19 protein-coding genes (1 of these 19 running past the window's edge) are annotated in these 26057 nt (G+C 69.7%); 9 read left to right on the top strand and 10 right to left on the bottom strand.

The genetic code is table 11. The annotated features are described in order from the left end of the window. Positions 1–85 precede the first annotated feature (85 nt). On the top strand, positions 86–859 hold the full coding sequence (locus tag DGO_RS21585) for an IS982 family transposase (RefSeq protein WP_014684119.1): 774 nt from the start codon (positions 86–88) through the stop codon (positions 857–859). 1243 nt (positions 860–2102) lie between these two features. On the opposite strand, the gene DGO_RS03550 is transcribed toward DGO_RS21585, so the two are convergent. Further along, a complete protein-coding gene (locus DGO_RS03550) occupies positions 2103–4433 on the bottom strand; it encodes a heavy metal translocating P-type ATPase (protein WP_085961031.1) in 2331 nt (776 codons plus the stop codon). Positions 4434–4545: 112 nt separating this feature from the next. On the opposite strand from DGO_RS03550, the gene DGO_RS20955 reads away from it, so the two are divergent. The 7 genes from DGO_RS20955 to DGO_RS03585 all read left to right on the top strand — a co-directional run bounded on the left by DGO_RS20955 (position 4546) and on the right by DGO_RS03585 (position 14702). Next, positions 4546–7188 (top strand): ATP-binding protein, encoded by a 2643-nt coding sequence (locus tag DGO_RS20955; RefSeq protein ID WP_083847199.1) that lies wholly within the window; start codon positions 4546–4548, stop codon positions 7186–7188. Between the two features lie 546 nt (positions 7189–7734). Next, on the top strand, positions 7735–9063 hold the full coding sequence (locus tag DGO_RS03560) for an MFS transporter (RefSeq protein ID WP_226991430.1): 1329 nt from the start codon (positions 7735–7737) through the stop codon (positions 9061–9063). Between the two features lie 223 nt (positions 9064–9286). Then, a complete protein-coding gene (locus DGO_RS03565; RefSeq protein WP_014684124.1) occupies positions 9287–10252 on the top strand; it encodes a sugar phosphate isomerase/epimerase family protein in 966 nt (321 codons plus the stop codon). Beyond that, positions 10245–11123 carry a PfkB family carbohydrate kinase gene (locus DGO_RS03570; RefSeq protein ID WP_014684125.1) on the top strand — a complete coding sequence of 293 codons (879 nt, stop codon included), beginning with the start codon at positions 10245–10247 and terminating at the stop codon, positions 11121–11123. The genes DGO_RS03565 and DGO_RS03570 overlap by 8 nt, the downstream gene beginning before the upstream one ends. A 62-nt stretch (positions 11124–11185) precedes the next feature. Then, positions 11186–12184 carry a sugar ABC transporter substrate-binding protein gene (locus DGO_RS03575; protein WP_014684126.1) on the top strand — a complete coding sequence of 333 codons (999 nt, stop codon included), beginning with the start codon at positions 11186–11188 and terminating at the stop codon, positions 12182–12184. A 75-nt stretch (positions 12185–12259) separates the two neighbouring features. Then, the gene (locus DGO_RS03580) at positions 12260–13756 is read left to right on the top strand and encodes a sugar ABC transporter ATP-binding protein (RefSeq protein ID WP_043800937.1); all 1497 of its coding nucleotides are present in this window, start codon (positions 12260–12262) and stop codon (positions 13754–13756) included. Then, on the top strand, positions 13731–14702 hold the full coding sequence (locus DGO_RS03585; protein ID WP_014684128.1) for an ABC transporter permease: 972 nt from the start codon (positions 13731–13733) through the stop codon (positions 14700–14702). The genes DGO_RS03580 and DGO_RS03585 overlap by 26 nt, the downstream gene beginning before the upstream one ends. Before the next feature lie 64 nt (positions 14703–14766). Here DGO_RS03585 and DGO_RS03590 read toward each other — a convergent pair whose 3' ends face one another. The 3 genes from DGO_RS03590 to DGO_RS03600 all read right to left on the bottom strand — a co-directional run bounded on the left by DGO_RS03590 (position 14767) and on the right by DGO_RS03600 (position 17448). After that, a complete protein-coding gene (locus DGO_RS03590) occupies positions 14767–15516 on the bottom strand; it encodes a DeoR/GlpR family DNA-binding transcription regulator (RefSeq protein WP_014684129.1) in 750 nt (249 codons plus the stop codon). 46 nt (positions 15517–15562) lie between these two features. Further along, positions 15563–16594 (bottom strand): LacI family DNA-binding transcriptional regulator, encoded by a 1032-nt coding sequence (locus DGO_RS03595; RefSeq protein WP_043803096.1) that lies wholly within the window; start codon positions 16592–16594, stop codon positions 15563–15565. A gap of 62 nt (positions 16595–16656) precedes the next feature. Further along, entirely contained in the window at positions 16657–17448 is a 792-nt protein-coding gene (locus DGO_RS03600) for a family 16 glycosylhydrolase (protein ID WP_043800941.1), read from the bottom strand. Between the two features lie 376 nt (positions 17449–17824). On the opposite strand from DGO_RS03600, the gene DGO_RS20960 reads away from it, so the two are divergent. Then, the gene (locus tag DGO_RS20960) at positions 17825–19504 is read left to right on the top strand and encodes a glycoside hydrolase family 26 protein (RefSeq protein WP_014684132.1); all 1680 of its coding nucleotides are present in this window, start codon (positions 17825–17827) and stop codon (positions 19502–19504) included. A gap of 60 nt (positions 19505–19564) precedes the next feature. On the opposite strand, the gene DGO_RS03610 is transcribed toward DGO_RS20960, so the two are convergent. The 6 genes from DGO_RS03610 to DGO_RS03635 form a co-directional block, all read right to left on the bottom strand. Beyond that, positions 19565–20311: a hypothetical protein gene (locus tag DGO_RS03610; RefSeq protein WP_014684133.1), complete on the bottom strand. Its 747-nt coding sequence runs from the start codon at positions 20309–20311 to the stop codon at positions 19565–19567. Between the two features lie 80 nt (positions 20312–20391). Next, on the bottom strand, positions 20392–21069 hold the full coding sequence (locus tag DGO_RS03615; RefSeq protein ID WP_083847201.1) for an anti-sigma factor: 678 nt from the start codon (positions 21067–21069) through the stop codon (positions 20392–20394). Then, positions 21066–21710, bottom strand: coding sequence for a sigma-70 family RNA polymerase sigma factor (locus DGO_RS03620; RefSeq protein WP_226991431.1), 645 nt, complete (start codon positions 21708–21710; stop codon positions 21066–21068). The genes DGO_RS03615 and DGO_RS03620 overlap by 4 nt, the downstream gene beginning before the upstream one ends. A gap of 194 nt (positions 21711–21904) precedes the next feature. After that, positions 21905–22888, bottom strand: coding sequence for an aldo/keto reductase (locus DGO_RS03625; protein ID WP_043800945.1), 984 nt, complete (start codon positions 22886–22888; stop codon positions 21905–21907). A 105-nt stretch (positions 22889–22993) separates the two neighbouring features. After that, positions 22994–25228, bottom strand: a complete 2235-nt coding sequence (locus DGO_RS03630; RefSeq protein WP_014684137.1) for a xanthine dehydrogenase family protein molybdopterin-binding subunit — start codon at positions 25226–25228, stop codon at positions 22994–22996. Continuing rightward, positions 25225–26057, bottom strand: the 3' portion of a protein-coding gene (locus tag DGO_RS03635; RefSeq protein WP_014684138.1) for an FAD binding domain-containing protein. It continues 157 nt past the right edge of the window; 833 of the gene's 990 nt are visible here — the last part of the coding sequence; its start codon lies off the right edge, out of view — the gene reads right to left on this strand; its stop codon occupies positions 25225–25227. Before DGO_RS03635 ends, DGO_RS03630 begins: the two co-directional genes overlap by 4 nt.

Raw genomic sequence — 26057 nt, forward strand, 5'->3', positions numbered from 1 at the left:
GCTTACTGCTTATGACTCATACCTCGTTTAGGGCTCGCGCCATGACCTGTTCAATGGCTCCCAGAGGGCAAAAAATGGAGACGGTATGGCTAGATACCGTCTCCATCACAGTTTAGGCCGACGAGCCGTCATCCGCCAGCTTCACCGCTGGGCCAAACGGCATTTCAGTGACGTCATGCGGTGTTCGCACCAGAAACTGAGTGATGCCCTGTTGGTCGCCCTGTTGCTCAGCCGACTGATCTTCAAACATCCGTTCCCGTCCATCTGGTGGAACATCCTGAGGGAAGATCGTGTCGATCTTCCCTCCTACACGCAGGCGTATACCCGGGGACAGCGATTGCTTGAACGACTTGAAGCGGTCGCCACCCCATCACAGTCCTGCATGGAAGTGATCGTCGATTCCATGCCTCTGCCCGTCTGCCGACCCAAACGGGGGAAGCGTTGTGCGTTTCCCGGTGCTCGTTGGGGTTACGGCACGCAGGGAGACGTCTACGGATACAAGTTGCACGCGTGGGTGACCGCTTCGGGTGCCATCGTGCAGTATCTGATCCGACCAGCCAATTTGCACGATATGACCGTAAGCGACGAGCTCAACCGGCGGTGGCCCGACTTCGGCGGGCCACGCATCATCGGTGATAAGGGGTACTGCTGCTTGGGCTACGTGTTCCCACCGAAGAGGAATACCCGGTACGACACGGGGTGGCGGCCTGGCCGCCACCCTCGATTGCGAAAACGCATTGAAACGGTGTTCTCTAGTTTGGTCGAGGCTCCCATTCACTCTGTGCAGACGAAAACGTTGCGGTCGCTCCGTCTCCGTGTCGTCCTGGCCATACTCGCTCACAACATTGCCCAACCCTAAACGGGGTACTCATATTCAATGATCTGAGTAAGCCCATAGGCTGAACATCCGAAAGCCCACATAGTACAGAAGGCTGACTCAAAACGTTTTCCCCAACTGGGAATTTGAGAGGAGTCACACGAGTCTCCGGGAAAGCACAGGCTCTGATTTTTGTGCTCACTGTCACTTCTGCCAACAGCCACGTACTGATTTGCGGTAGAAGTTGATCGGGCTGTGCGGGATGAGGTGAAGTGTCCATAACGCGACGTGTATCCAGAATGAAAGTGGATTTCCCAAGACCCGCAATTCTTGGAATTGCGAGGTCTGCATCTCGGTAAACGGCGCCGCTTGCCGGGTGCTGGAAGGAGTTCTACGGCTGTTCGGCCGCTCGAAGGCCATGACACCGACAGCCGCATCATGCTGGAGAACACGGCGGACACGGAAGAGCAGGAGGGGCATCTGCACGCCATACAGTTCGGTAGTCCGGTGGTGGGCCAAGGTGACCGGAGCAAGGCGGGGAGGACTGGCGGCTTACCCGAGAGTTCACGCAACCCGATCTCACGTGTACGGCGTGGGAAGCAACCGAAAAGGTGCTGGGCCAACCCGGGTCCCAGTCGGAGCTGGCCGGAACTCAGGTTGGCTGCGCGCCGGCGCAGCGCTGTCCCTCTGCGCCGGCATGTTCAGCGCTCAGGTCGTCGAGGGGGGCGTAATCCCCTGGTGGGCTGCCTTGGCGACCAGGTGGACAATCCGCTGATCGGGCTGCCGGACGACGCCACAGGCCGGTCGGGCGTGTGTGCGCCTTCAAAGGTGAGTACCCCTTACCCGAATAGGACGGGAGATGTCATGTACGGTCCCGCACGACGTGGCCATGATCCGGCCCGCAGCCAGTGCGTCGGCGCAGCTGCGCCGGGCTCTGATCGGTCTCCGGGGCCGATTCGGTGACCGTGAGGCCGTCAGGTACTCGCTGAAGGTCTTTGCCATTGCCGGGAACATGCTCGGCCTTCTGCGACGGGTGAGGGTGGTCGGGCAGGTCCCCATTACGCTGCCAGTCCGTCGGAATGCCTGATGACGGCCATGACGGGGGTGGGAGGCCGCCCATGGACTTCCCAGACAGTGCTCGGGATGGCCCGGCTTGGGGCCGAAGGCGAGACTCGGCGGGTCTCGGTGACAGGGACGGGGCCGGGAGTGGTCTCCAAAAAGATTGGCGGCGCTGGAAGGAGGCTTCCGTAACCCCCATCGGCGCCGCCGGTTTCCTTGTTCAGGCTCAGGTGAGACGTGTCCCCGCAGCCATCGGCGGCTGCGCCACCACGGCGTCTTCCCTGGGCCGCCAGCGCAGCAGCCGCAGGGCATTGGCCGTCACCAGGGCGGTGGCTCCGGTATCGGCCAGAATCGCCATCCAGAGGTTGGTCGAGCCGAGCAGCGTCGTGACCAGGAACACCAGCTTGAGGCCCAGGGCCAGGGCGATATTCACGCGGATGTTGACCATCGCGGCGCGCGACAGCTCGATCAGCTCGGCCACACCGGCCAGGCGGCCCCGCAGCAGGGCGGCGTCGGCCGCCTCGAGGGCCACGTCGGTTCCCCCACCCATCGCGATGCCCACGTCGGCCTGGGCGAGGGCCGGGGCGTCGTTGATGCCGTCCCCGACCATCGCCACACCGGCCCGGCCCTCATGGCTGTCCCGCAGCCCGGTGATCAGCCGCAGCTTGTCGGCAGGCAGCAGTTCGGCCCGCACGTCTCCGGCCGCGAGCCCGAGGTCGTCGGCGATGGCCTGCGCGGTGCGCGCATTGTCCCCCGTGAGCATGAGGGGCCGGACGCCCAGGGCGCGCAGCCGGGCCAGGGTGGCCCGGGCATCGGGGCGCGGCTCGTCCCGGAGGGCCAGAACCCCCAGGCAGACCGCGCCGTCCTGGAGGACCACGGCGGTCCGGCCCTGCGCCTCGAAGGCCGCGATCTGGGCCTGTACCTCGGCGGGTAGGGTCTGTCCGGCTGCCTGCGCCTGCTCGGCCGCGTGGCGCGGCGACCCGACGCTCAGGGTGCGGCCCTCGACGGTCGCCGTCACGGCGCGCCCGGCCTGGGCCTGGGCATCCTGCGCGGTGGGCAGCGTCAGGCCCTCCTCGGCCGCCGCCGCCAGCACGGCGCGGGCCAGCGGGTGACTGCTGCCCGACTCGGTGGCGGCGGCCAGTCGCAGCACCTCGGCGCGGCCGGCGCCGAACGCGGCGATGTCGGTCACGCGCGGGCGGCCCGCCGTCAGGGTGCCGGTCTTGTCGAGGGCCACCAGGCGGGACGAGCCGAGTTTTTCCAGGGCCGCGCCGCCCTTGACGAGCAGCCCGCGCCGCGTGCCTGCGCTGATGGCGCTGGTCAGGGCCGCCGGAACCGACAGCACCAGCGCGCACGGACACCCGATGAGCAGCAGCGCCAGCCCCCGGTAGAGCCAGGTGTTCCAGTCGGCCCCCAGGGCCAGCGGCGGCACGGTCGCCACCAGCGCCGCGACGAGCACGACCGCCGGGGTGTACACGCGGCTGAAGCGGTCGATGAACCGGGCCGTGGGCGCGCGGCTCGACTCGGCTTCCTCCACCAGCGCGATGATGCGGGCGATGGTGTTGTCCTGCGCGGCGCGCTCGACCCGGACCGTCAGCACGCCGTCGGTGTTGATGCTGCCCGCGTAGACCGCGTCGCCCTCCGCCTTGAACACGGGTACGCTCTCGCCGGTCACGGGGCTGTCGTCCACGCCCGAGCGGCCGGAGAGGATGAGGCCGTCGGCGGGAATCCGGTCGCCGGGCCGCACCTGCACGGTCTGTCCCACGCCGAGCGAGGCGGCCGGGACCTCGCGCGTCCCCTCGCCTTCGAGCAGCAGGGCCGTGCGCGGGGTCAGCGCCGCGAGGGCCTGAATTCCGGCGCGGGCGCGGCCGGCGGCCACCCCTTCGAGCAGTTCGCCCACCGCGAAGAAGAACACCACCACGGCCCCCTCGGGCGCCTCGCCGATGAGCAGGGCGCCCAGCGCCGCCACCGTGACCAGCATGTTGATGCTGAACGGCTCGCCCAGGCGCGCGCTGGCCCACGCCCGGCGGGCCAGCGGCCAGACCCCGAGCAGGGTCGCGGCCACATAGCCCCAGGTCGCCAGGGCCGGCTCGAAGAACCCGAACGTCCAGGCCAGGGCGAGCAGCGCCCCGGACCCCAGCACGAGCCGGCCCTGCGTGCCCGCATACCAGGCCTGGCCGGGAACCGCCGCGTGATCATGGCCGTGACCTTCACCGTGGCCGTGGTCATGGCCTGCGTGGGCGTGCCCGCTATGGTCATGCTCCTGGGGGGGCGTCGTGGCCGCGCCCGCCGTCCCGCGCAGCGAGGGCACGTAGCCCAGGGCGCGCAGGTTGCCTTCCAGCACGGCGCGGGGGGTGCGGCTCTCGTCGAGGGCCAGAGACAGCGTCTGGCGCGTGAAACTGGTCTGCACGGCCGAGGTGCCGGGAAGCCCGGCGACCATCCGCTCGACGCCACGCACGCAGTTGGCGCAGTCCATGCCCTCGACCAGATAGGTCAGGGGAGGCCCGCTCCCTGCCGCCGCAGAGTCGCCCAACCCGGAGGAACGTTCGGAAGAAGCCATGTCCGTATTATACATGAGCAGGTATTCATATGTTCCGATGTCCCGCCGGGCATAGCCGAAAGATGAAGTCCTGCTGTCCAGCCCGCAGAACGCGCCACCTATACTCCTCGGCATGACTGAGTCTTTTGCGGTGACTGCCCCGCAAAGTGCCCTCCTCCAGCGCCTGACGGCGACCCTGGCAGCCGCCTACACCCGCAGCGAGGTCCTCTCGGCGGCCCTGCTGCCGACGGCCGCGCTCCTGGGGGCCGGCGCGGGGGCGGTCCTGCTGCTGGACCCCGCAGGAGACCGTCTTCAGGTGCGCGCGGCGGTGGGAGACGGTCTCCTGACCTGCTGGTCCGGCGAGCAGCCCCAGCCCGGGACCCCGACCGGAGACGCGCTGGCCGGCCGCCAGGCGCTTTTTTTCGAGTCGCCCGGCGAATTCTCGGCGGCCTATCCACCCGCCGGGAGCTGGGACGACCCCCCTGCGGCGGCCACGGCCCTGGTGCCGCTGCTGCTGGGGCGGCGGGCGCTGGGCGTGCTCGCGCTGGAATTCCGGACGGACCACCTCTTCGACCTGGCAGAGCGCCATTTCCTGACCACGCTGGCGGCGCATACGGCCCTCGCGCTGGACCGGGCCGACCTGTTCGGCCGCCTTCAGCAGAGCGAGGCCCTGTACCGGCGCCTGGTCGCCATCAGTCCGGTCGCCATGGCGGTCGGTTCGATTGACGGGCAGCTCAGCCAGGTCAACGACGCCTGGCTGCGCCTGACCGGGCAGACCCGCGCCGCCTTCGAGGCGGGGGAGGTCAACTGGCAGGCCCTCACCCCGGCCGAATACAACGGGACCGAGGCGCAGGCGTTCAAGCAGGCCTGCGTGGAGGGCAGTGCCGTCAGCTACCACAAGGAACTGCTGAACGTGCAGGGCGAGCGCATTCCGGTCGAGGCGACCCTCGCGCCCTTCGACGAGAGGCAGGTCATGGGCTACGCCCTCGATCTGCGGCCCTTCCGGTTGCAGGAACAGGCGCTGCGCAGCGAGCGGGCACGTCTGGAACAGCTCGTCGCGGAGCGCACCGCCGCCCTCCAGACCTTCGTCACCTTCACCGAGAACGCCAGCCAGAGCCGGAACGTGGAGGAGCTGGGGCGGCTGGTCCTCGACACGCTCCAGGCCGTGATGCCGGAGGCCACCGCCCTGGTCTATGAGCAGGAGGACCAGACGTGGCAGCCGCGCGCCTGGACCTCCAACATCGCCCCCGAACTGCTGGCCGCCTTGCAGCGGGGATTCCGCCTGAACACCCCGACGTCCGAACAGGTGCTGCGAACGCGGCAACCCCTGTTCGTGGACCACTGGACCGGAGAGGGCGAGGAGGTGCCGTACAGCGGCGGCGACCGGGCGGCGGCCATCTGGCCCGTCACGCAGGACCGCGAGGTCCCCGCGCTGCTCTCGGTCGGCCTGCAGACGGCGGCGCAGTGGACGGAGGCGCAGAAATCCATCATCCGCGCCCTGGGACGCAGCTTCTCGCTGCTCTACGACCGGATCTCGTCGGCGCGGCAGGTGCAGGCCGAGCGCGACGAGGCCGAGCGGCGCACCCTGGCCCTCCGGGCCTTCGCGGTGATGTCGCGGGACCTGGCCGGAGAGACCAACCGCTACGCGCTCGTGCGCCGCGCCCAGGAGATCATGCTCTCGCTGCTCACGCCCGGCTACGCCCTGTACTGGGAGGCCGGAGAGGACCGCTGGCACCTGAAATCCCAGGTGGGCGACATCGGCGACCCGGCCCTTCAGGAATTCGTGGACACCTACGGCCTGCCGCTGGACGCGCCCGCCCTGCAGAGCACCTGGCAGACCGGCGTGCCCAACTACCAGGACAACTATGCCCAGGGGGCCGACACGCCCGCCGAGATGATCCGGCACGTGCAGGCAGCGACCGCCTTTCAGGTCCGGATGCACGGCCAGCCGGTCGGAATGCTGGCCATCGGACTCTTCGACCAGCGCACCTGGACCCCGATGGACCGCGCCGTCCTGGAAACGGCCATCTACAGCCTGGGCCTCGTGCTCGAACGCGCCCAGAGCATCGAGGCCCTGTCGCGCTCGAACGCCGAACTCCAGAACTCGAACGCCGAACTGGAGGCCTTCGCCTACAGCGCCTCGCACGACCTGCGGACGCCGGTGCGCCACGTCAAGGGATTTACGGAGATGGCCCTCAAGGCGCTCGCGCGCCAGCAGGACGACAAGGTCGCCCAACACCTGGGCATCGTTTCGGGGGCCGCCGACCGCATGACCGCCATGATCGACGCCATGCTCGTCCTGTCGCGCGCGGGCCGCGCCGAACTGCAGCTGCGCCCGGTGCGCCTGGGCGCCCTGGTCGAGCAGGCGCAGCAGGACGTGCTCATGGAATTTCCGGCCCAGCGGGTCGAGTGGCAGATCGATCCTCTGCCGACCGTGCAGGCGGACGCCGCCACCCTGCAACAGGTCCTGACCAACCTGCTGAGCAACGCCGTGAAATTCGCGGTGGTGGGCAGGCCCCTGCGGGTCCACGTCTGGGCGGAGGAACGCCCGCAGGAGTGGGCGATTTTCGTGCAGGACACGGGCGCGGGTTTCGATCCCCATTACGCCGACAAGCTGTTCGGGGCCTTCCAGCGCCTGCACACCCAGCAGCAGTTCGCCGGAACGGGGGTAGGCCTGGCGACGGTGCGGCGCATCGTACTGCGACACGGCGGGCAGGTCTGGGCCAGTGGAGAAGTGGACAGGGGGGCAACTTTCGGGTTCAGTCTGCCCAGGTGAGGTAGCCCGGTAGGGGAGAGGTGCCGTGCGGTGCCCAGGGCACGGGAATGCCCGAGCGTGGAGGGCCAACTCCGGGCTTCCGGTGAGCGCGTCCTCTGTGGCCCACGTCAGGGCTGAAGGCAGGATCGTCCGGATCGATTCGGGGGGACAGACAGCCGGACCCTGACTCTGGTCATGACTTTGTGGGGTGACAACAGGAGTCCGGTGCTCGGAAAGCCCCTGCGGGACGCCACGCGCACGGGTTCGGGCGAGTGGAAGGGCGAATCTGTCCGCGGCGTCTCTTCTCGTCACAAGCCCGCGCAGTCGGCCGGATGCGCTGCCCAGGATGTGGCGGAACGTTACGCACCGTATTCGTGCCACCCCACACGGCCCAGACACGCAGAGCTGAAGGGCAGCAGGGTCCGGCCCTGATACAGCGTCAGGCAGGCCCTGAAGAACGGCTCGTCTCGACCCACGCCCGGCCTTCCGGTGTACTACGGTGAAGCGGTGGACAACCGCAGGCCCTTTCCCACCGCCCCACCGGCTGTCCGGGCCGGGCCGGAAGAAGTGACTTCCTCGGCCGTGCGCTGGCGGTATGCGCTCCTGAATCTGGGGCTGGTCATCCCGGCGCAGTTGTCGAGTTTCCTGCTGCTGTACTACGTGGACCACCTGCGCGTGGACCCGGTGAAGTTCGCGGCCCTGATGTCGGCCTTCGCGGTTTACAACGCCGTCGACAATCCGGTGATCGGGCACCTGTCGGACCGCACGCGTGGCCGCTGGGGGCGGCGGCTGCCCTACCTGTGGCTGGCGACGCTGCCCGCCATGCTGGGCCTCGCCCTGATGTTCAATGCCCCCGCGACCGGTGAGCGCGGCCTGCTGCTGTATTTCGCGTTCGCGTGGCTCTTGTGGGAGACCGCCAGCACCATGCTGGGCACCGCCTACCTAGGCCTGCTGCCCGAGATGTTCCGCAGTTTCGCCGAGCGCAGCGACGTGGCCGTACGTATGAACGCCGTGCAGGTCGTCGGTCTGCTGCTGGGGCTGGCCCTGCCGCCCCTGCTCGCCGCGCGCCTGGGCTGGGGGGCGGTCGGTGCGGGACTGGCCCTGCTGTGCGCCCTGCTGGTCTACGGCAACCTGCGGCCTCTGTTCGAGCGCCCACAGGTCCGGGCCGCGCCGCCACTGCCGCTGCTGGCCCTGCTGCGCCTCACCTTCACCAACCGCAGTTTCCTGACGGTGGTGGCGGCCCAGACCATGCGCTTCCTGGCGACCGGGGTGCTCGCCAGCGGCATGGGCTTTTACGTCAAGTACAGCCTGGGCCAGCCGGGCGGCGCGCTCACCTCGCTGCTCCTGGCGACCGCGTTCGTCACGGCGGGCCTTTGCCTGTGGCCCTGGCACCGCTTCGTGGCGCGGCCCTACGGCGCGCGGACCACGCTGCTCGCGGCCTTCGCCGTCAGTGGGCTGGCCGTCCTGCCGCTGCTGTGGGTCGGCAGCGTGGCCGGCGCAGTGCTGACCACCGTGCTGTTCGGCGCTGGCCTGTCAGGCATGATCCTGATGGGAGACGTGATCATGGCCGATGTGATCGACGAGGCCGAACTGCGCAGCGGCCAGCGGCAGGAGGGCGCGTACTACGGTCTCTCTGGCCTGATCATCACCCTGAGCTCAGGCGTGAGCGCCGCCCTGTTCGGCTGGATTTCGCACCATTACGGCTATGACCCCAGTCTCGCGGTTCAGCCGGAGACGGCCGCGCAGGGCTTCCGCCTGTACATGGGCATTCCGCCGCTGGTCGGCGCGGCGCTGGCCTTCGCGCTGCTGTGGTTCTACCCCCTGCACGGCGAGCGCCTGCGTACCATGCGTGAACGTCTCGCCGCGCGCCGCGCCGCTGCCGAGCAGACCTCCTGAGCGGCGCCGGTCGCTGCTGCCCACCCTGACCTGACCGGCGCCGGAGTCCTGAGCTGCCCGGTCAGGAGGGGCTGACGTCTCGCCGACCTCCGACCTCAATAGGTGTGCGCATTTCTGATCGAACGATCATATTTGCTTGACATGGCGTTGAGCTCTTCCCTATAGTGATGGCACATATTCACAAACACGCATGAATGAGCAACCGAGCCATTCAGGAGGTGCCATGCTATACGCCACCCGCCTTAACTCTCTCAAGGCACGCCCCGAGCTGTATTTCGCCCCGGGACCGATCCGGACCCCCGACCTGCTCGCGCGCGCGGCGCGCATTCAGGGTCTGAGTTCGCTCAGCCTCAACTTTCCCGAGCACTTCACCCCCGCCACCCTGCGCGAGACCAAGCAGACCATCGAGGCGCTGGGCCTGAGCGTCGACAGCCTGAATGTCCGCTACCCGGCAGACACTTTCGGCGACGGCGGATTTACCCATCCGGACGCGGCCGTGCGCCGTTCGGCCATTGACCTGACCTGTCAGGCCCTGGACGCCTGCGCCGAGCTGGGTGGCAACCACGTCATCGTCTGGCCGGGCTTCGACGGTTTCGACTACCCCTTCCAGGACAGCTATGAGCGCATGTTCGCGCACACGGTGGACGGATTCGCGCAGGTGGCGGCCCATAACCCCGCCATGCGCGTCGGTCTGGAATACAAGCCCTGGGAGCCGCGCAAGTATTCGTTCATCGGTAACATGGGCGAGGCGATGCTCGTGGTGAACGAGGTCGGGGCCGACAACCTGGGCGTCGTGCTGGACTACTGCCACGCCCAGATGGCCAACGAACACGCCCCCAAGGCCGCCGCGCTGGCCCTGCGCCACGATAAGCTGTTCGGCGTCCACCTCAACGACGGCTACGGCCGCCAGGACGACGGCATGATGGTCGGCACGGCCAGCCTCGTCACGACCCTGGAACTGCTCATGCTGCTGGAGCGCAGCGGGTATCCGGGCACCATCTACTTCGACACCTTCCCCCTGCGCGAAGACCCCGTGCGCGAATGTGAGTGGAATATCCGCATCACCGAGCGGCTGCTCCAGCTCGCGCGTGAGTTGGCGGCCGACCAGAGCCTCGGGCACGGCCACGACGCCTTCAACGTGACCCGCGTCATCGAGCGCCTGCTGTTTCCGGAACGCGTTCATGCCTGAGACGGCCCGCCCACAGGTGACGTTTGTCGGCAGCGTCCATCTGGACCGGATGCTGCGCCTCGCCGCCCTGCCGACGCCCGGCGAGACCGTGATCGCGCAGGAGGGCTGGAGCCAGCTCGGAGGCAAGGCCGCCAACCAGGCGCTCGCCGCCGCCGGGACCGGGCTGGTGCGCTCCGTGCTCGTCGCCTGCCTGGGGCGCGACAACGACGGCCATCAGGCGCAGCGCCACCTGGAAGCCCAGGGCGTCGTGACCGAACTCGACTGGAGCGAACGCCTGCCGACTGGCAGCAGCGTGGCGCTGCTCGACGCGGCCGGAGAGAACGTGGGGGTCGTGTCGCCGGGCGCCAACGCCGACCTGAGTGCCGAGAGTGCGCTGCGGGCCCTGCGCGCCTCGCCCGATCTGCTCGTCTGCCAGTGGGAAACCTCGGCCGAGGTGCTGCGGGAGGTGCTCACGGCGGCGCGCGCAGCGGGGGTGCCCAGTCTCCTGAACGCCGCGCCCTGGCTGGACACCCACCGGGACCTGCTGGCCCTGGCCGACCACGTGGTCGTCAACGCCGTCGAGGCGCAGGCCTGGACCGGCACCGATCCTCAGACCCGGCCCACACGCCTGGACTCGGGCCACCCGAGCGTCGTCGTGACTCTGGGTGCGGGCGGGGTGCTGCTGTACGAGGACGGCGACCTCACCTGCGACCTCGCCGCGCCCCGCGTGCAGGCCCGCTCGACCCACGGCGCGGGTGACCACTTCGTCGGCGTCCTCGGCACGCATCTGGCCTGCGGCATGACGCTGCCCGGCGCCCTGGAACGCGCCGTCGTCTCGGCCGCCGTGTTCGTGGAACGTCTGCACAAAAATCTTCTGCCCGCGCTGGTCTGACGCCGGGCCGCCGAATCCGTCCCCCCATCCGATTCCCGCCTTTTGCCTGAGGAGGCTCTCCCATGAAGACCCAGAAGCTGCTGCCCGTCCTGACCGTCCTGCTCGCCGGCGCCGCCGCCGCGCAGACCTTCTCGCCCGACACCGAAAAGAGCCGCGTGGCCTCCGACCAGCTCGTCAAGCAGTTCGGTGCCGTGCCCAAGCCCGCCGCCGGCGTCCAGATCGGCGGCGTGATGAAGGCGCTGTCCAACGAGTACTGGCAGCTGCTGCGCACGGGCTACCTGAAGGGGGGCACCAAGTACGGCGTGAAGGTGGACGCCCAGGCCCCCAGCAACGAGAGTGACCAGATCGGCCAGCTCAGCATGATGAACACCATGATCGGCAAGGGCTACAAGGCCCTGCTCATCTCGCCCCAGAGCGACGTGAACCTGCTGCCGGGCATCGTGCGCGCCGACAAGACCAGCCTGGTCATCAACGTGAACGACGCGGTGGCCCCCACCGCCCAGCACTTCGTCGGCAACATCCAGTACGACAACGGCGTGAGCGTGGCGAACTACCTGCTCAAGACCTTCCCCAAGGGCGGGCAGATCGCCGTGATCGAGGGGCAGGCGGGCGTCTACGCCGCCAAGCAGCGCACCCTGGGCTTCAAGACGACCCTCGCCAAGAACCCGGCCCTGAAGATCGTCGCCAGCGTGCCCGCCGACTGGGACCGCCAGAAGGCCTTCTCGACCGCCCGTGACCTGCTGCGCCGTTACCCCGACCTGACCGCCTTCTACTGCAACAACGACACGATGGCCCTGGGCGTCGTCGAGGCGGTCAAGGCCTCGGGCCGCCTGGGCAAGACGCTGGTCTTCGGCACCGACGGCATCAACGCCGCCTACGACAGCATCAAGAAGGGCGAGCTGACGGGCACGGTGGACTCCTTCCCGGTCCTGACCGGCGAAGTGGCCGTCGAGGTCGCCGTGCGCCTGCTGGCCGGCCAGAAGCTGCCCAAGGTGATCGCCACGCCGCAGGCGCTGGTCATGAAGGACAGCGTCGCCAAGTACGAGCAGTTCAAGAAATAAGCGCCCAGGCGGGGGCCGGCTGGCCTGGGTCAGCCGGCCGCGCCTTTGGCCCCCAGACCCTTTCAGGAGACCGACGTGACGGAAGTGCTGTCCGCACAACACATCAACAAGTCGTTCAGCGGCGTTCAGGTGCTGCACGACGTGCAGTTCTCGCTGATGGCCGGCGAGGTCCACGCGCTGCTGGGCGAGAACGGCGCGGGCAAGAGCACGCTGCTCAAGACCCTGTTCGGCATGCACCTGCCCGACAGCGGGACCCTCAGCGTCGCCGGCCAGCCGGTCGTGCTCGGCAGCCCCAGGGACGCGCAGTCGCAGGGCATCGCCATGATCCATCAGGAACTGGCGCTCATTCCCGAGCTGAGCGTCGCGCAGAACGTGCTGCTGGGCAACGAGGGCCGCGAGGTCCTGAACTACGGTCAGATGCAGGCGCGGGTGCGGCCCTTCCTGGAGCAGGTCGGCCTGAACGTCCACCCGGCCACGCCGGTCAAGCGCCTGACCATCGCGCAGCAGCAGATGGTCGAGATCGCCCGCGCCGTCGCGCGCCAGGCCCGCATCATCATCATGGACGAGCCGACCTCCAGCCTCACCACCCACGAGATCGAACAGCTCTACCGCGTGGTGCGCGACCTCACGGCGCGCGGCGTGGGCATCATCTATGTCAGCCACCACTTCGACGAGATCGAGGAACTGGCCGACCGGGTGACGGTGCTGCGCGACGGCCGCTACATCGGCACGGTGCAGCAGCGCGAGGTGACCCAGGACCAGCTCGTGACCATGATGGTGGGCCGCGAACTCGTCGCCCAGACCGCGCCCCCCGCCCGTACGCCCGGCGCGGTGCGCCTGGAGGTCCGGGGCCTGAGCGGCGACGGCTTCCGTGACGTGTCGCTCCAGGTGCGCGCCGGAGAGGTCGTGACCCTCGCGGGCCTGATCGGCGCGGGGCGCACCGAGGTGCTGCGGGCCATCTACGGCGCGGACCCCTCGGCGGGCGGCGAAGTGCGGCTGGAAGGCGCGGCCATGTCCAGACGGACACCCGCCGACATGATGCGCCGGGGCGTGGGGTTCATCGCGGAGGACCGCCGCCACCAGGGCATCGTGCCCGACGCGCGGGTCAGCGTGAACATGATGCTCACGAGCTGGGCCAAGGGGAAGGTCGGGGTCGGGGAGCGCGACATGTTGCGCGTGGCCGAGCCGCAGATCCAGCAGCTCGGCATCCGGCCCGCCAACCCCAACCAGATCATCCGCCGCCTGTCCGGGGGCAACCAGCAGAAGGTCATCCTGGCCCGCTGGCTCTCGGCAGGTTGCGACCTCCTGCTCATCGACGAACCCACGCGCGGTATCGACGTGGCGAGCAAGGCGGACATCTACGCCCTGATCGACGACCTGGCCCAGGCCGGGGTCGCGGTGCTGATGGTGTCGTCCGAGCTGCCCGAGGTCCTGCGGCTGAGCGACCGAATTCTCGTGATGCGCGAAGGCCGCCTCGCCGGCGAGCTAGCTGCCGCAGACGCCAGCGAGGAACGCATCCTGGCCCTCGCCACCGGAGCCCAAACCCATGCAAAAGATCCAGCCGTCGCCTAAGAGCGCCAACCGCGCCGCCCTCGTCGAACGCCTGCGCGAGGCGGGCATCCTCGCCATCCTGCTGCTCGGGGCGGTGGTGTTCAGCTTCCTGGTGCCCTCGTTCTTCTCGGTGGACAACGCCATCAACGGCATCGGCCTGAGCGCGGCGATCAACACCATCGTCGCCATCGGCCTGACCTACGTCATCATCACGGGCGGGATCGACCTGAGTGTCGGGTCCACCGCCGCGCTGGCCGCCGTGATCGGGGCCGACCTCATGCAGCGCGGCACGCCTGTCCTGCTCGCGGTCCTGATCGCCCTGGCGGTCGGCGCGGTCGCGGGGCTGGTCAACGGCCTGCTCGTCACGCGCGTGCAGCTCGCGCCCTTCATCGTCACGCTGGGCACCATGACCTTCTACCGGGGCCTGGCCCTGTCCTACACGGGCGGGCAGCCGATCCTGTCGCTGCCCGACGGCTTCAAGCGGGCGCTGGGCGGCACGGTGCTGGGCCTGCCCATTCCGCTCGTGGCGGCCCTGGCACTCGTGGCGCTCTTCACGGTCTTCCTGAAGTTCACCCGGACCGGCCAGTACATCCTGGCCCTGGGGGGCAATGCCGAGGCCGTGCGCCTGAGTGGGATCAACACCAACCGCTACATCACCCTGACCTACGTGATCTCCGGCGTGCTGGCGGCCTTCGCGGCGCTGGTCCTCATCGCGCAGCTCGGCGCGGCCGAGCCCATCCTGGGCAGCGGCTGGGAGCTGAGCGCCATCGCGGCGGCCGTGGTCGGCGGCACGAGCCTGTCGGGCGGCAAGGGCAACGTCGTCGGGGCGCTGCTGGGGGCGCTGCTGCTGAGCATGCTGCAAAATGTCCTGACCCTGATGGGTGTTCAGGCGTTCTACCAGCTGCTCGCCACGGGCGTCATCATCATCGGGGCGATGGTCATCGACCGCTACACGCGCGGACGCTGAGCAGAGCGGCGAGAGCGAAGGGCGGCCTCCAGATGCGGGGCCGCCCTTCGCTCTCGCTCTTCCTTCAGGTCAGGGTGAGGGCCGGGCCGGCGTCCTTGAGCCAGGCGAGGCGGCGGCTGCCCCGGTCGGTGACGATCTGGTCCACGCTCTGAAGGGTGCAGACCTGGGCCATCGCCCGCCAGCCGAACTTGGTGTGGTCGGCCAGCAGGACGGTCTGCTGACTGACCTGGATGGCGAGGCGCTTGACAGTCGCCTCCTCAATGACCGCGTTGGAGATCCCGCGTTCGTCCACCGCGTGCGCGCCCATCAGGAACAGGTCGGCGCGCAGGTCGCGCAGCTGGTCTTCGGTCCAGGGCCCCGTGATGCTGAAGCTGTCGCTGCGGACCCGGCCGCCCAGCAGCAGGACCTCCGTCGCACCGACGGCGAGGGCCTGGGCAGCCGGAAGGTCCAGGGCGATGGCGGTCAGCGGGCGGCCGGCCAGCCGCCGGGCGACTTCCAGGATGGTCGTGCCCGCGTCGAAGATGACCGTGGAGCCGTCGCGGACCTGCCGGGCCATCGCCTCGGCGATGGCGCTCTTTTCGGCCTGCATCCGCACGGATTTGGTGGCGAAGGCCGGTTCCTGGTGGGCGCTGCGTTCGAGCCGCACCGCCCCGCCGTGGGTCCGGGCGAGCTGGCCCCGTTCGGAGAGCTGCTGGAGGTCGCGCCGGATGGTCGCCTCGGACACCCCGACCTTCTGGGCGAGTTCCTGGGTCAGGAGACTCTCGTGAGCGTCCATCAGCTCGAGAATGCGCGTGTGCCGCTCAAATGGGAGCATATGCGCAGAATATAAGCCAGTTCGCTCATGGCGGCGGCGAAAAGGTCTACAGGGCGGGGCGTCGCGCGGCGGTGCGGCGCAGGGACCGGGTGGACTCGCGGATGCTGAGGGTCAGTGGAAAATCCGGCAGGGTCGGCATTTCTCCCTGAAGCAGCCCCAGCGTGTGCGCGGCGAGCGCGCGCCCGATCTGGTAGGTCGGCTGATGGACGGTCGTCAGGGGCGGCGTGGTGAAGGCGCTGCCGGGCAGGTCGTCGAAGCCCACGAGCGACACGTCGTCGGGCACGCGCAGGCCCTGGCGGTACAGGGCCAGGCGTGCCCCGACCGCCATCTGGTCGTTGGCGGCGAAGATGGCCGTGAAGGGACACCCGTTCCCGAGCAGGCGCAGCGTGCCCTGATAGGCGGCCTGTTCCAGAAAGTCGCCCTGCACGACGAGTTCCGGCGGGGAGGGCAGGTCGTTGTCGCGCAGCGCCGCTTGGTAGCCCCGCAGCCGCTCCTCGGCGTCCTGCTGGCCGTCCGGGCCGCGCAGGTGCGCGATATCGCGGTGCCCCAGTTCGATGAGGTGACGCGTCGCCAGATACGCGCCCTGGTACTGGTCCAGGGTCAGGCAGCGGGCGTCCAGCTCGGGGACGTGCCGCCCGAACACGACCAGGGGCACCCGCCCGGCGATGTCGAGCAGTTCCTCGCCCGGCAGGGTGCTGCCCAGCAGGACCAGGGCGTCCACCTTGCGGTAGATCAGGGTCTCGATGGCCCCGGACTCGCGCTGCTGCGACCAGTGGCCGCTTTGCAGTACGGGCTGGTAGGGGGTGTCGAACAGCCCGTGCTCGAACCCCCGGATCACGTCGGCGTAATAGGGGCTGACGATGTCCTCCGCGATCACGCCGACAGTCATGCTGCGGCCCGTGATGAGGCTCTTGGCGAGGTAGTTCGGCTGGAATCCCAGTTCCTGGAGGGCGCGGTTCACCGCCTGCCGTTTGTCCTCGGCCACGAAGGCCGTGCCGTTGATGGTCCGCGACACCGTACTGACCGAAACGCCAGCCACCCGCGCCACCTCGGTGATGGTCGTTCCTGACTTCTTCACCGGGTCCACTCTAGAGCATCTGTCCGGCGAGGGCCGGGGTGACCGGGCGGCTCCTGCGCGCGTCAGAAGAGATTGTTCCAGATGGCGGTTCCCGTACCGCCTCCGTAGCTGCCCAGGAACCCGGCCGCGTCGGCGGTGTTGCTGCCGCGCCAGAAGTTCGCGATGAGCTGCTGCGACTGCGTGGGCCAGGCGGCGGCGGGCACCTGCATGCTGGTGCTGCCGCTGGGGGCAGTCACGACGGTCGCGCCCAGGCCCAGCGAGGAGTTCCTGTACATCGTGAAACTGAGCTGACCGTCGAGGTACCACTGGATGCTGGCGGCCTGCCATTTGACCTCGACGTGGTGCCAGGCGTTGCTGGTCGCGGGTCGCCACGCCTCGAACACGTAGCGGCTGCCCCCGTTGCGGAAGATCAGGGCCGGATGCAGCGCGCCCCTGGCGGGCACGAACTCGGCGTCGATCTCGTTCCACAGCGTGCCGTTGTCGGTGTACGTGAAGACGGTCGTGGTGGTCCCGGCGACACCCGGCACGTACAGGTCGCCCCCGAAAGAACTGCCCTGCGTCTTCCAGCGGCCACTCTTGACCTCGCTGCACGTACTCGAATCTAGATAACCGTATACGGCCTGATCCGAGCCGCTGCCCAGGGTGATGTTTCTGGGCGAGAAGGTGCAGCCGAACAGCGGGTCGCCGTTTTTCCAGTTCGAGGCGGTCCAGGTCTGGCCCCAGCGGCTGAAGGAGCCGGACACGGCCTGCGGGGTGAAGGCCACCGGATCGCCTGTCAGGGACGGGGACGAGTGGCCGCACCCCGCGAGCAGCAGGCCGGAGAGCAGGGTGGCAGACAGGGCAGCAATGCGCATGGACATCCTCCTGGGGGAATGAGGGCAACTGGGGCAGCCACTGGGGCAGCCACGCCGGAGCGGCCGGGCTGGCTGCCGGTGGGGGACAAGACGCGGTCCGTCTTGAAATTGTGGAGCTGAGACGGAGCGTACTCCGGGAAAAGCTTTTCTTCAAGTGCCGCGAACATCGACTGGGTACTGCGAAAAATTCAAGACCCGATCACCCTCTCCGGTATTGCTCCGGTGCGCGCCCGTCTGGAACAGGCTTGGAGCTTATGAAAAGGATTTCTTGACGAGATGAAGTCCTGCTGTTAGGGTGGCTCCACACCCAGTTCGGTTTTCACCTGTACGGCTGCCTGCCGCCGTGCCCGCCCCTTCCCGTCTTCCAGGAGTTCCGATGACGTATCTCCGGCCTGCCCTCGTGACCTGCGCGCTGCTGCTGAGCGCCTGCAACACTGTCACCCGTGTTCCCGTTTCCAGCAGTCCCACGGCGTCCCTGCCGGTCCTGACCGATGCCGAGACAGGCACGGACGGCCTGTTCTTCGGCATCTTCCGCGAGACCGCCTCGCACCGCACGGTGCCCGCGACGGTCGCCGCCGAGCTGCGCCGCACGCCCGCCAGCGTGATGTGGTTCGAGCAGTGGGGGAACGAGGTGCCTTTCCCGACCCAGGACGTCCAGGCGTTGCAGGAACAGGGCGTCTTGCCGCACATTACCTGGGAACCCTGGAAGGCCGACCTCGCGCTCGACGACCCGGCGCAGGTCCGGCTGGGCAACATCGTCGCCGGGCAGTACGACGCCTACATCACCCGCTGGGCCAGGTCGGCGGCGGCCACCCAGAAACCGCTGCTGCTGCGCTTCGGCCACGAATTCAACGGCAACTGGTATCCCTGGGCCACCGGCCAGAACGCCAACGACCCGCAGAAGTACGTGCAGGCCTACCGCCATGTCCATGACCTGTTCCGGGCGGCGGGCGCGACCAACGTGCAGTGGATCTGGACATACAACAACGACGACGTGCCCGGCGAAGCCTGGAACGCGCCTGCGGCGGCCTATCCCGGCGACGCCTACGTGGACTGGGTGGGCATCGACGGCTACAACTGGGGCACCAACCCCAGCTGGGGCAACTGGCGCACAGTCAGCGACCTGTTCGGGTCGGCCTACGCCAAGGCGCAGCAGATCGCGCCCAGCAAGCCCATCATGCTCGCGGAGTTCGCGTCGTCGGATGTCGGAGGCAACAAGCCCGCCTGGATCGACGACCTGTTCCAGACGCTGCCCAAAAGCTTTCCCAAAGTGCGCGCCTTCACCTGGTTCGACATCCAGAAGGAAGAGGACTGGCGCATCAATTCCACGCTGGCGAGCCAGGAACGCTTCATCGTGGGCCTGCGGGGCAAGAATATCCGCAGCAGCGGCGCGGCGATGGCCCAGGTCCCTGCCCGGACCAGTGGCGGCTCGGCAGGCACGCCGTCCACGGCCCTGCCGACGAACGCCCGCCTGCTGGCGAATTTCGAGACCCTCACGGACGGCCGGCCGACCAGCCAGGACGGGGGCCGCATCTTCCTGAGCGGCTATCAGCAGGACGCGGCGCATCCCAGTTCCTTCAGCAATCAGGCGGCCGGGTCGGAGGCCGCGCCCCTGACCGTGCCGGCCAGCGGCAGCCGCAGCCAGTACGCGGCCTTCGACTACGCGGTCGCGGCCCCCAACCAGTACGCCGGGGTGGTCATGACCGTGGAACTCCGGCCCCGCAGCGGCAGCGACGTGGTGGGCAGCGACCAGAGCGCCTACCGCAGCCTGCATCTGGACCTGGCCGGGACCGGGGCCACCCAGGTGCGGCTGGAACTGATCGGGGAGCGCAGCCTGGGCATCGCCGACGGCAGCAACCCCCAGACCTACGTGACCCTGCCCGCCGGCGTCATCTCGCTGGACCTTCCGGTCAGCCGTTTCACGCAGCCGGACTGGGCCCCCACCAAGGTCGCTACCACCGACGTGATGAAACGTCTGGCCGCCGTACAGCTCGTGGTGGATCAGGTGCCCGCCTCGGGCCGGATCGAGGTGGACAACCTCGCCCTGGTGCCCTGAGTGCTGGAGCCCTGAAGGCGGTGCGGGCCGAGCCGGGGGTGCGGCCCGCACGCTCTCCGGTCAGGGGCGCGCGGCACTCCACACGTTCATGACGCCCTCGCCGGTCGCGTCTCCCGCCTTCAGGTCGCCCTTCCAGTAGTACAGCGGCTTGCCCTGGTACGTCACCTGACGGCTGCCGTCCGGCCGGATCAGGGTTTCCAGGCTTCCCCGGACCGCCGTCCCCCGCGTGGGCAGCTGCGCCACCAGCAGGGGCGGCCAGTTGACCGCGCAGGTGCCGGTGCAGTTGCTCACGCCCGCCGTGTCCTTGGCGAAGGTATAGAGGGTCAGGCCGTTGGGCCCCGTCAGGACGCTGCCCAGCGTGCCCGCCCGGCCCAGCTGCACGGTCGGCCCCGGATTGACCGCGAACCAGACGCTCTGCACCCCCTGGCCGGTCGTGTCGCCCGGCTTGGTGTCGTCCTTCCAGTAGTAGAGCGGAATGCCGTTGTAGGCGACCTGCGGCTCGCCGTCGGCCCGCTGGATCAGGCTGAGCTGTCCCCTGATCCCGGCGACGCGCGCCGGAACCTTCGTGGCGGTCAGGGGCGGCCAGGCCACGGCGCACAGGCCCGTGCAACTGCTGCGCCCCGGCCCGTCCTTGGTGAACAGGTACAGCGTGCGCCCGTCCGGGCCGACGAGAATGGGACCGAGTTTGGCGTCCTGGCGCACGCTCAGCAGCGGGGCGGCAGAGGGAGTGGCTGGGGTGGTCTGGGCCAGGGCAGGCGAAGTCAGGGCGAGGGCGAGCAGGGCGGCAGGGCGCAGGGCGTTGTTCATGGGGGACCTCCGCCCATCCATATGCCCGGCCGGCCCCGCTTGGATGCATGGCCGGACGGGGCGCAGGCCGGCCCCCGTCTTCAGCCCCGCACGTCGGCGCGCCCCAGGGGCCGGGTCGGGGCCGGGCTGCCTCCGGCCGGTTCCAGACTGACGCCCACCGAGTCGTAGCCGGTCCAGGTGACGCGCAGCGTGGCCCCCGCCGTGAGGCCCAGGCTCACGGGCACCCCCGCGCGCGGCCCGCTCGCCCGCCGTCCCCAGGCCTGGTAGACCTGTCCCCCCGGGGCCGGGCGGCCGAGGACCAGCAGCGCCTGACCGTCGGGCCGGACCAGCAGGGTGCCGACCGCCGCGCCACTGCGTGAGATCAGGGGTCGCTGGGCCGCCCCCTGGGCCGTCCAGCGCTGCACGTCGGTCTGGGCGGTCCGGGCCGGAGAAAACAGCCAGCCCGAGGCCACGCCGCCCGCCAGCAGCAGCGCCACGCCCGCCGCCAGACCCAGCCCCCACCACGGTGGGCGGCCAACTGACGGCGTGGCCGGGCCAGCCCCGGGGGCGCGCCGGGCCTCGATGCGTTCCCAGGTGCCGGGCGGCGGGTCGGCGGCGGGCAGGGCCTGGGCCAGCCCGTACAGAGCGTCGCGCTGCCGGGCCACCTCCGCGCGGCAGGCCGGGCACTGGGCCAGATGCGCCTCCACTGCCGCCTGCTCGCGCGGCTCCAGATTGCCGAGGACATGCCCCGCCAACAGCTCGGTGGGGTGAGTAGTCATGGCGTCATCCTCTCGCGCAGCTTGACCAGGGCGCGGCGCAGCCGACTCTTGACTGTTCCCAGCGGCAACCCGGTGCGGGCGGTCAGTTCGGCGTGGGTATAGCCGCCGAAAAACATCTCCTCGAGCAGCAGGCGGTCCGTATCGGGGAGGGTCCGCAGCGCGGCCTCGACCAGCGCCCGGTCCAGCGGGTCCCGGGGGGCGGGCGGAGCGGGCAGGTCGAAGGCGGGGTCTTCGGGCTGGGCCGCCTGGGGCTGGGCCTGTGGGCGTGCCCGGCGGGTCCGCAGCCGTTCCAGGCACAGGTGGTGGGCGATGGTCAGGACGAAAGTCTGTACGCTGCCGCGCGCCGGGTCGTAGCGCCCGGCCTGGGCTTCCAGGCGCAGGAAGGTGTCCTGGAGCGTCTCCTCGGCGTCTTCTGGCGAGGCGAGCATGCGCAGGCACAGCCGGTAGGTGACGCCCCCGAACTCGTCGTAGAGCGCCCGCAGGGCTTCCGGCTGCCCGTGCCGGAGTTGCACCATCAGCGCGCCGTGCGCCTGGGCGCTGGTCCTGGGCGCGGCGCTCAGAGGCCCACCGTCCGTCAGGGGCACGGACAGGTGTACGCGGGCCAGGAGACGGGGAATCGGTGGGGCGTGGGCGGCAGGCACGTCTCCGGTATGCCCCGGCCGTGCCTTCTGGATGCATGCGGTCGGCGGGGCGCGTTCCTTCTGGAATTCACCCGCCGATTACACACCTCCCGGAGCGGGGAGGGGCGGCGGCCCGCTGCTGTTTCCTCGCCTGTCCCGTCTTTCCGGACCGTACGGATGGGGGAGGGCTGGCCCCGGCCCCCACCCTGGCGGGCTCAGTCCTGCGCGGGGTCGTACCAGTTGCGGTCCCAGCGGTGGCGGTAGAGCTTCTGGACCTGTTCGGCGGGCAGGCCTTCGCCGTCGCCCAGCGCCACGTTGCGCTCGACGTTCCGGACGCTGCGCATCCCCACGATGACGGTGCTCACGGCCGGGTGGCTCAGCACGAACCGCAGCGCGGTCTCGGGCAGCCGGGCCGTGTCGATGCCCAGGTCCTGCTCCAGCGCGCGCAGGTGGCCCTGCAGTTCGGTCTTGCGCTGGCCCCCGAAATAACGGTTGCGCCAGTCGCCCTCCGGGAAGGTGGTTTCCGGGGTGATGTTGCCGGTCAGGCTGCCTTCGTCCAGCGCCACCCGCACGATCACGCCGACACCGTTGGCCCGGCAGGCGTCGAGCAGCCGGTCCTGGGGCGACTGGTCGAAGACGTTGTAGATCACCTGCACGCTTTCCACCACGCCCGCCTCGACCGCCTTCACGGCGTTGGCCGGCTGGTGGTCGTTGATCGAGATACCGAAATGCCGGATCTTGCCGTCGCGCTTGAGCTGGGTCACGGCGTCCTGCCAGTCGCCCTGCCCCAGCCAGGCGTCGTTCCAGACGTGGAACTGCTGCACGTCGATGCTCGGCAGCCCCAGGCGTTCCAGGCTCGCCTCCGTCATGCGGACCACATGCTCGGCGGGGTAGGCCTGCTCGGCGGCGGTGTCCGGCGCGGCGGGCCACTGCATGTTCTTCGGGCTGATCTTGGTGGCGACCAGGGTGCCGGGGTGGGCGCGGGCCACCTCACCGACGAGGCGCTCGCTGTGGCCGTCGCCGTAGCCCATCGCGGTGTCGATGAAGTTGCCGCCCAGTTCGACGTAGCGGCGCAGCGCGTCCAGGCTTTCGTCGTCCTGCGCGCCCTTCCACATGTCGGCCCCGATGCCCCAGGCTCCGTAGCCGATCTCCGTGACATGCAGGCCGGTGCGGCCCAGCGCTCTTTTGTGAATGGTCATGGCTCCCACCCTACGCGCCCCGGGGACGCGCGGGATGGGGAAAAGCTTCAGAATGGGGGGACCGGGACCCTCAGCGCCCACCTGACGCCCCGGGGCCCACCCCGATCAGAGCAGCTTTTCGATGCCGATGGGCAGGTCGCGCACGCGCTTGCCGGTGGCGTGGTACACCGCGTTGGCGACGGCCGCCGCTACCCCCACGATAGGCAGTTCGCCCAGGCCCTTGCCGCCCAGGGGGTTGAGGTAGGGTTCGACCTCCTCGACATAGGCCGGTTCCAGCCGGGGCACGTCGGCATTCACCGGTACGAGGTACTCGCTGAGGTTGGCGTTGGTCACGCGGCCGTAGCGGTCGTCGCGCCGCGTCTCCTCGAGGAGCGCCATACCCAGCCCGCCGATGACGCCGCCGAGCGCCTGGCTGTGCGCGATGCGGGGGTTGATGACCCGGCCCACCGCCAGCGAGCTGACCACCCGGCGCACCCGCGTCTCCAGCACGTCGGGGTCCACCGTCACCTCGACGAAGTGCGCGCCGAAACTCCAGAAGGAGTAGCGGTCCTTCTCGCTGCCGGGGCCGCTGGTCTGGTGGCCCTCGACCGACGCGACCTTCAGCCGGGCCAGCAGGGCTGCGTAGGTTTCGCCGCGTGACGGATCGCCCGCCGCGAACAGGCGGCCGCCCTGCACCGTGACCCCGGCCGGGTCCAGGCCGTACAGCGGCGAGCGGCGGTCGGACAGGGCCAGCACCACCGCCTTGCGCCGGGCCTCCTGGGCGCTGAGCATCACGGCCGGCCCCAGGCTCGCCATCATCTGCGACCCGCCCTGCACGGGCGCGAAGGGATACTCGGTGTCTCCGATCTCGACCCGCACGCGCGACACGTCCAGGCCCAGGGCGTCGGCGGCCACCTGGGCCATGCTCGTGTAGGTGCCCGGCCCCATGTCGCTGCTGGAACTGTGGACCACCGCCGAACCGTCGGCCAGCAGCAGCACCTTGGCGCTCGACGCGGTGCGGTTGGCCGGATAGACGGCCGTCGCCATGCCCAGCCCGACGAGCAGGCGGCCGTCGCGCATGGACCCCGGCGCGGGCGTGCGGCGCGTCCAGCCGATCCGCTCGGCCCCGTCGGCGTAGCACTGCCGCAGGGACTTGCTCGACCAGGGCAGCTTCTTTTCGGGGTCCGCCTCGGCGTGGTTGCGCAGCCGCAGCTCGACCGGATCGAGGTTCAGGCGTACGGCGAGCTCGTCCATCGCGCTCTCCAGAGCGAAAGCCCCGGTGGCCTCGCCGGGGCCGCGCATGAAGGTGGGCGTCGAGACGTTCATGCCGACCAGCCGGTAGGTCGTCCGCACGTTGTCGCAGGCGTACAGCATCCGTGCGGGGTGCAGCGTGGCCTCGGCGTATTCCTCATAGGTGCTGGTCTGCGCGGTCGCCTCGTGGACCAGCGACAGCAACTTGCCGCCGGCGTCGGCTCCCAGGCGCACGCGCTGCTCGGTATGGGGCCGGAAGCCCACCGTGCCGTACATCTGCTCGCGCGACAGCGAGAACTTCACCGGCCGCTTCACCGCCCTGGCGACCAGCGCCGTCAGGATCACGTGCGGCCAGGCCCGCCCCGCCCCGCCGAAGCCCCCGCCCACGAAGGGCGCCAGGACACGCACGCTGCCCGCCTGAAGCCCGAAGGCGCGGGCGACCTGACTGCGCACGCTGACCGGCCACTGGGACTTGTCGTACAGCGTCAGGGTGCCGGCCGGCGACCAGACGGCGATGGTCGCGTGCGGCTCGATGGGGTTGTGGTGCTCGGTCGGCACGACGTAGGTGGCGTCGATCCGCGCCGCCGCCTTCACCATGCCCGCGTCGGGATCGCCCCGCTGGTAGTCCGAGGGGTTCTCGGGCTGGGGGTCGAGCCGCGCCTCGTTGGGTGCGAAGGCCCGGCGTTTCTCGGCCGCGAAGCTCAGGGCGGCGGGCTCGGCCTGATAGGTCACCTTCACCAGGGCGGCGGCGGCCTCGGCGCGTTCCAGCGTGTCGGCCACGACCACAGCCACATACTGCCGGTCGAACAGCACGCGGTCGTCCTGGAGGGCGCGCAGCGGGTGGCCGATCTTGGGGTCGGCGCTGAGGGTCGGGGTCTGGGGCAGATAGGGCAGCTTGGGGGCGTTGAGGTGCGTGATGACCGCGAGGACGCCGGGCGCGGCCTGGGCAGCGGCGAGGTCGAAGCCGGTCACGCGGCCTTTGGGAATGGTGCTCAGCACCGGCGCGGCGTAGACCAGACCCCGGATGGGATACTCGGCGGCGAACCGGGCCTTGCCCAGCACCTTCGCCCGGCCCTCGATACGTTTGACGGGTCGGCCGACCGAGGTCATGCGGGGCCTCCTGCGGCGAGTTCCAGCGCCCGGATCAGGGTGCGCTGCGCGAGGGGGATCTTGAAGGCGTTCTGGCTGTAGCCGCGCGCGCCCCGCAGCGCGGCCTGCGCCGCCGCGCCGAAGGCCTCACGGGTCGGGGCCTGCCCGACCAGCAGCGCCTCGGCCTCGGGCGAGCGCCAGGGCTTGGTGCCCACGCCCCCCAACGCCACCCGCGCCGCGCGGATGCGCCCGCCCTGCACGTCCAGGCCTGTGGCCGCCGAGGTCACTGCGAACTCGTAGCTCGCGCGGTCACGCACCTTGAGGTAGTGCGAGCGCGCCGCGTGCGGGGCCGCCGGAAGGTCCACCGCCAGGATCAGGTCCTCGGGCGCCAGCACGGTTTCCCGCTGCGGCGTGTCCCCGGGCACGACATGGAGGTCCACGAGATTGACCGTGCGGTCGCCCCTGGGGCCGCGCACCCGCACCACGGCGTCCAGGGCCACCATCGCCACCGCCATGTCGCCCGCGTAGGTGGCGATACAGGAGTCGCTCGTGCCCAGGACCGCCTGCATCTTGTTCTCGCCGCCGATGGCCGAGCAGCCGGTCCCCGGTTCGCGCTTGTTGCAGGGCAGGGCCAGGTCACGGAAATAGGGGCAGCGCGTCCGCTGAAGCAGGTTGCCCCCGATGCTCGCCTTGTTGCGCAGCTGCGGCGAGGCGCTGGCGAGCAGGGCCTGCGACACGGCCGGAAAGCCCTGCACGACCAGCGGATGTTCGGCGACCTCACTCATCCGCGCCAGTGCCCCGATCCGGACCCCGCCGCCGGGCAGGGCAGTGATGCCTTTCAGGGGCAGGC

It is taken from the genome of Deinococcus gobiensis I-0 (genome assembly GCF_000252445.1).
Taxonomy (GTDB): domain Bacteria; phylum Deinococcota; class Deinococci; order Deinococcales; family Deinococcaceae; genus Deinococcus; species Deinococcus gobiensis.

What these genes read in the sequence shown, in the direction of transcription:
- DGO_RS03550 (WP_085961031.1), bottom strand. Translation starts at nt 4,433, where the DNA reads ATGGCTTCTTCCGAACGTTCCTCCGGGTTGGGCGACTCTGCGGCGGCA.
- DGO_RS03625 (WP_043800945.1), bottom strand. Translation starts at nt 22,888, where the DNA reads ATGACCATTCACAAAAGAGCGCTGGGCCGCACCGGCCTGCATGTCACG.
- DGO_RS20960 (WP_014684132.1), top strand. Translation starts at nt 17,825, where the DNA reads ATGACGTATCTCCGGCCTGCCCTCGTGACCTGCGCGCTGCTGCTGAGC.
- DGO_RS03570 (WP_014684125.1), top strand. Translation starts at nt 10,245, where the DNA reads ATGCCTGAGACGGCCCGCCCACAGGTGACGTTTGTCGGCAGCGTCCAT.
- DGO_RS03585 (WP_014684128.1), top strand. Translation starts at nt 13,731, where the DNA reads ATGCAAAAGATCCAGCCGTCGCCTAAGAGCGCCAACCGCGCCGCCCTC.
- DGO_RS03610 (WP_014684133.1), bottom strand. Translation starts at nt 20,311, where the DNA reads ATGAACAACGCCCTGCGCCCTGCCGCCCTGCTCGCCCTCGCCCTGACT.
- DGO_RS03575 (WP_014684126.1), top strand. Translation starts at nt 11,186, where the DNA reads ATGAAGACCCAGAAGCTGCTGCCCGTCCTGACCGTCCTGCTCGCCGGC.
- DGO_RS03615 (WP_083847201.1), bottom strand. Translation starts at nt 21,069, where the DNA reads ATGACTACTCACCCCACCGAGCTGTTGGCGGGGCATGTCCTCGGCAAT.
- DGO_RS03630 (WP_014684137.1), bottom strand. Translation starts at nt 25,228, where the DNA reads ATGACCTCGGTCGGCCGACCCGTCAAACGTATCGAGGGCCGGGCGAAG.
- DGO_RS03565 (WP_014684124.1), top strand. Translation starts at nt 9,287, where the DNA reads ATGCTATACGCCACCCGCCTTAACTCTCTCAAGGCACGCCCCGAGCTG.
- DGO_RS21585 (WP_014684119.1), top strand. Translation starts at nt 86, where the DNA reads ATGGCTAGATACCGTCTCCATCACAGTTTAGGCCGACGAGCCGTCATC.
- DGO_RS03590 (WP_014684129.1), bottom strand. Translation starts at nt 15,516, where the DNA reads ATGCTCCCATTTGAGCGGCACACGCGCATTCTCGAGCTGATGGACGCT.
- DGO_RS20955 (WP_083847199.1), top strand. Translation starts at nt 4,546, where the DNA reads ATGACTGAGTCTTTTGCGGTGACTGCCCCGCAAAGTGCCCTCCTCCAG.
- DGO_RS03600 (WP_043800941.1), bottom strand. Translation starts at nt 17,448, where the DNA reads ATGCGCATTGCTGCCCTGTCTGCCACCCTGCTCTCCGGCCTGCTGCTC.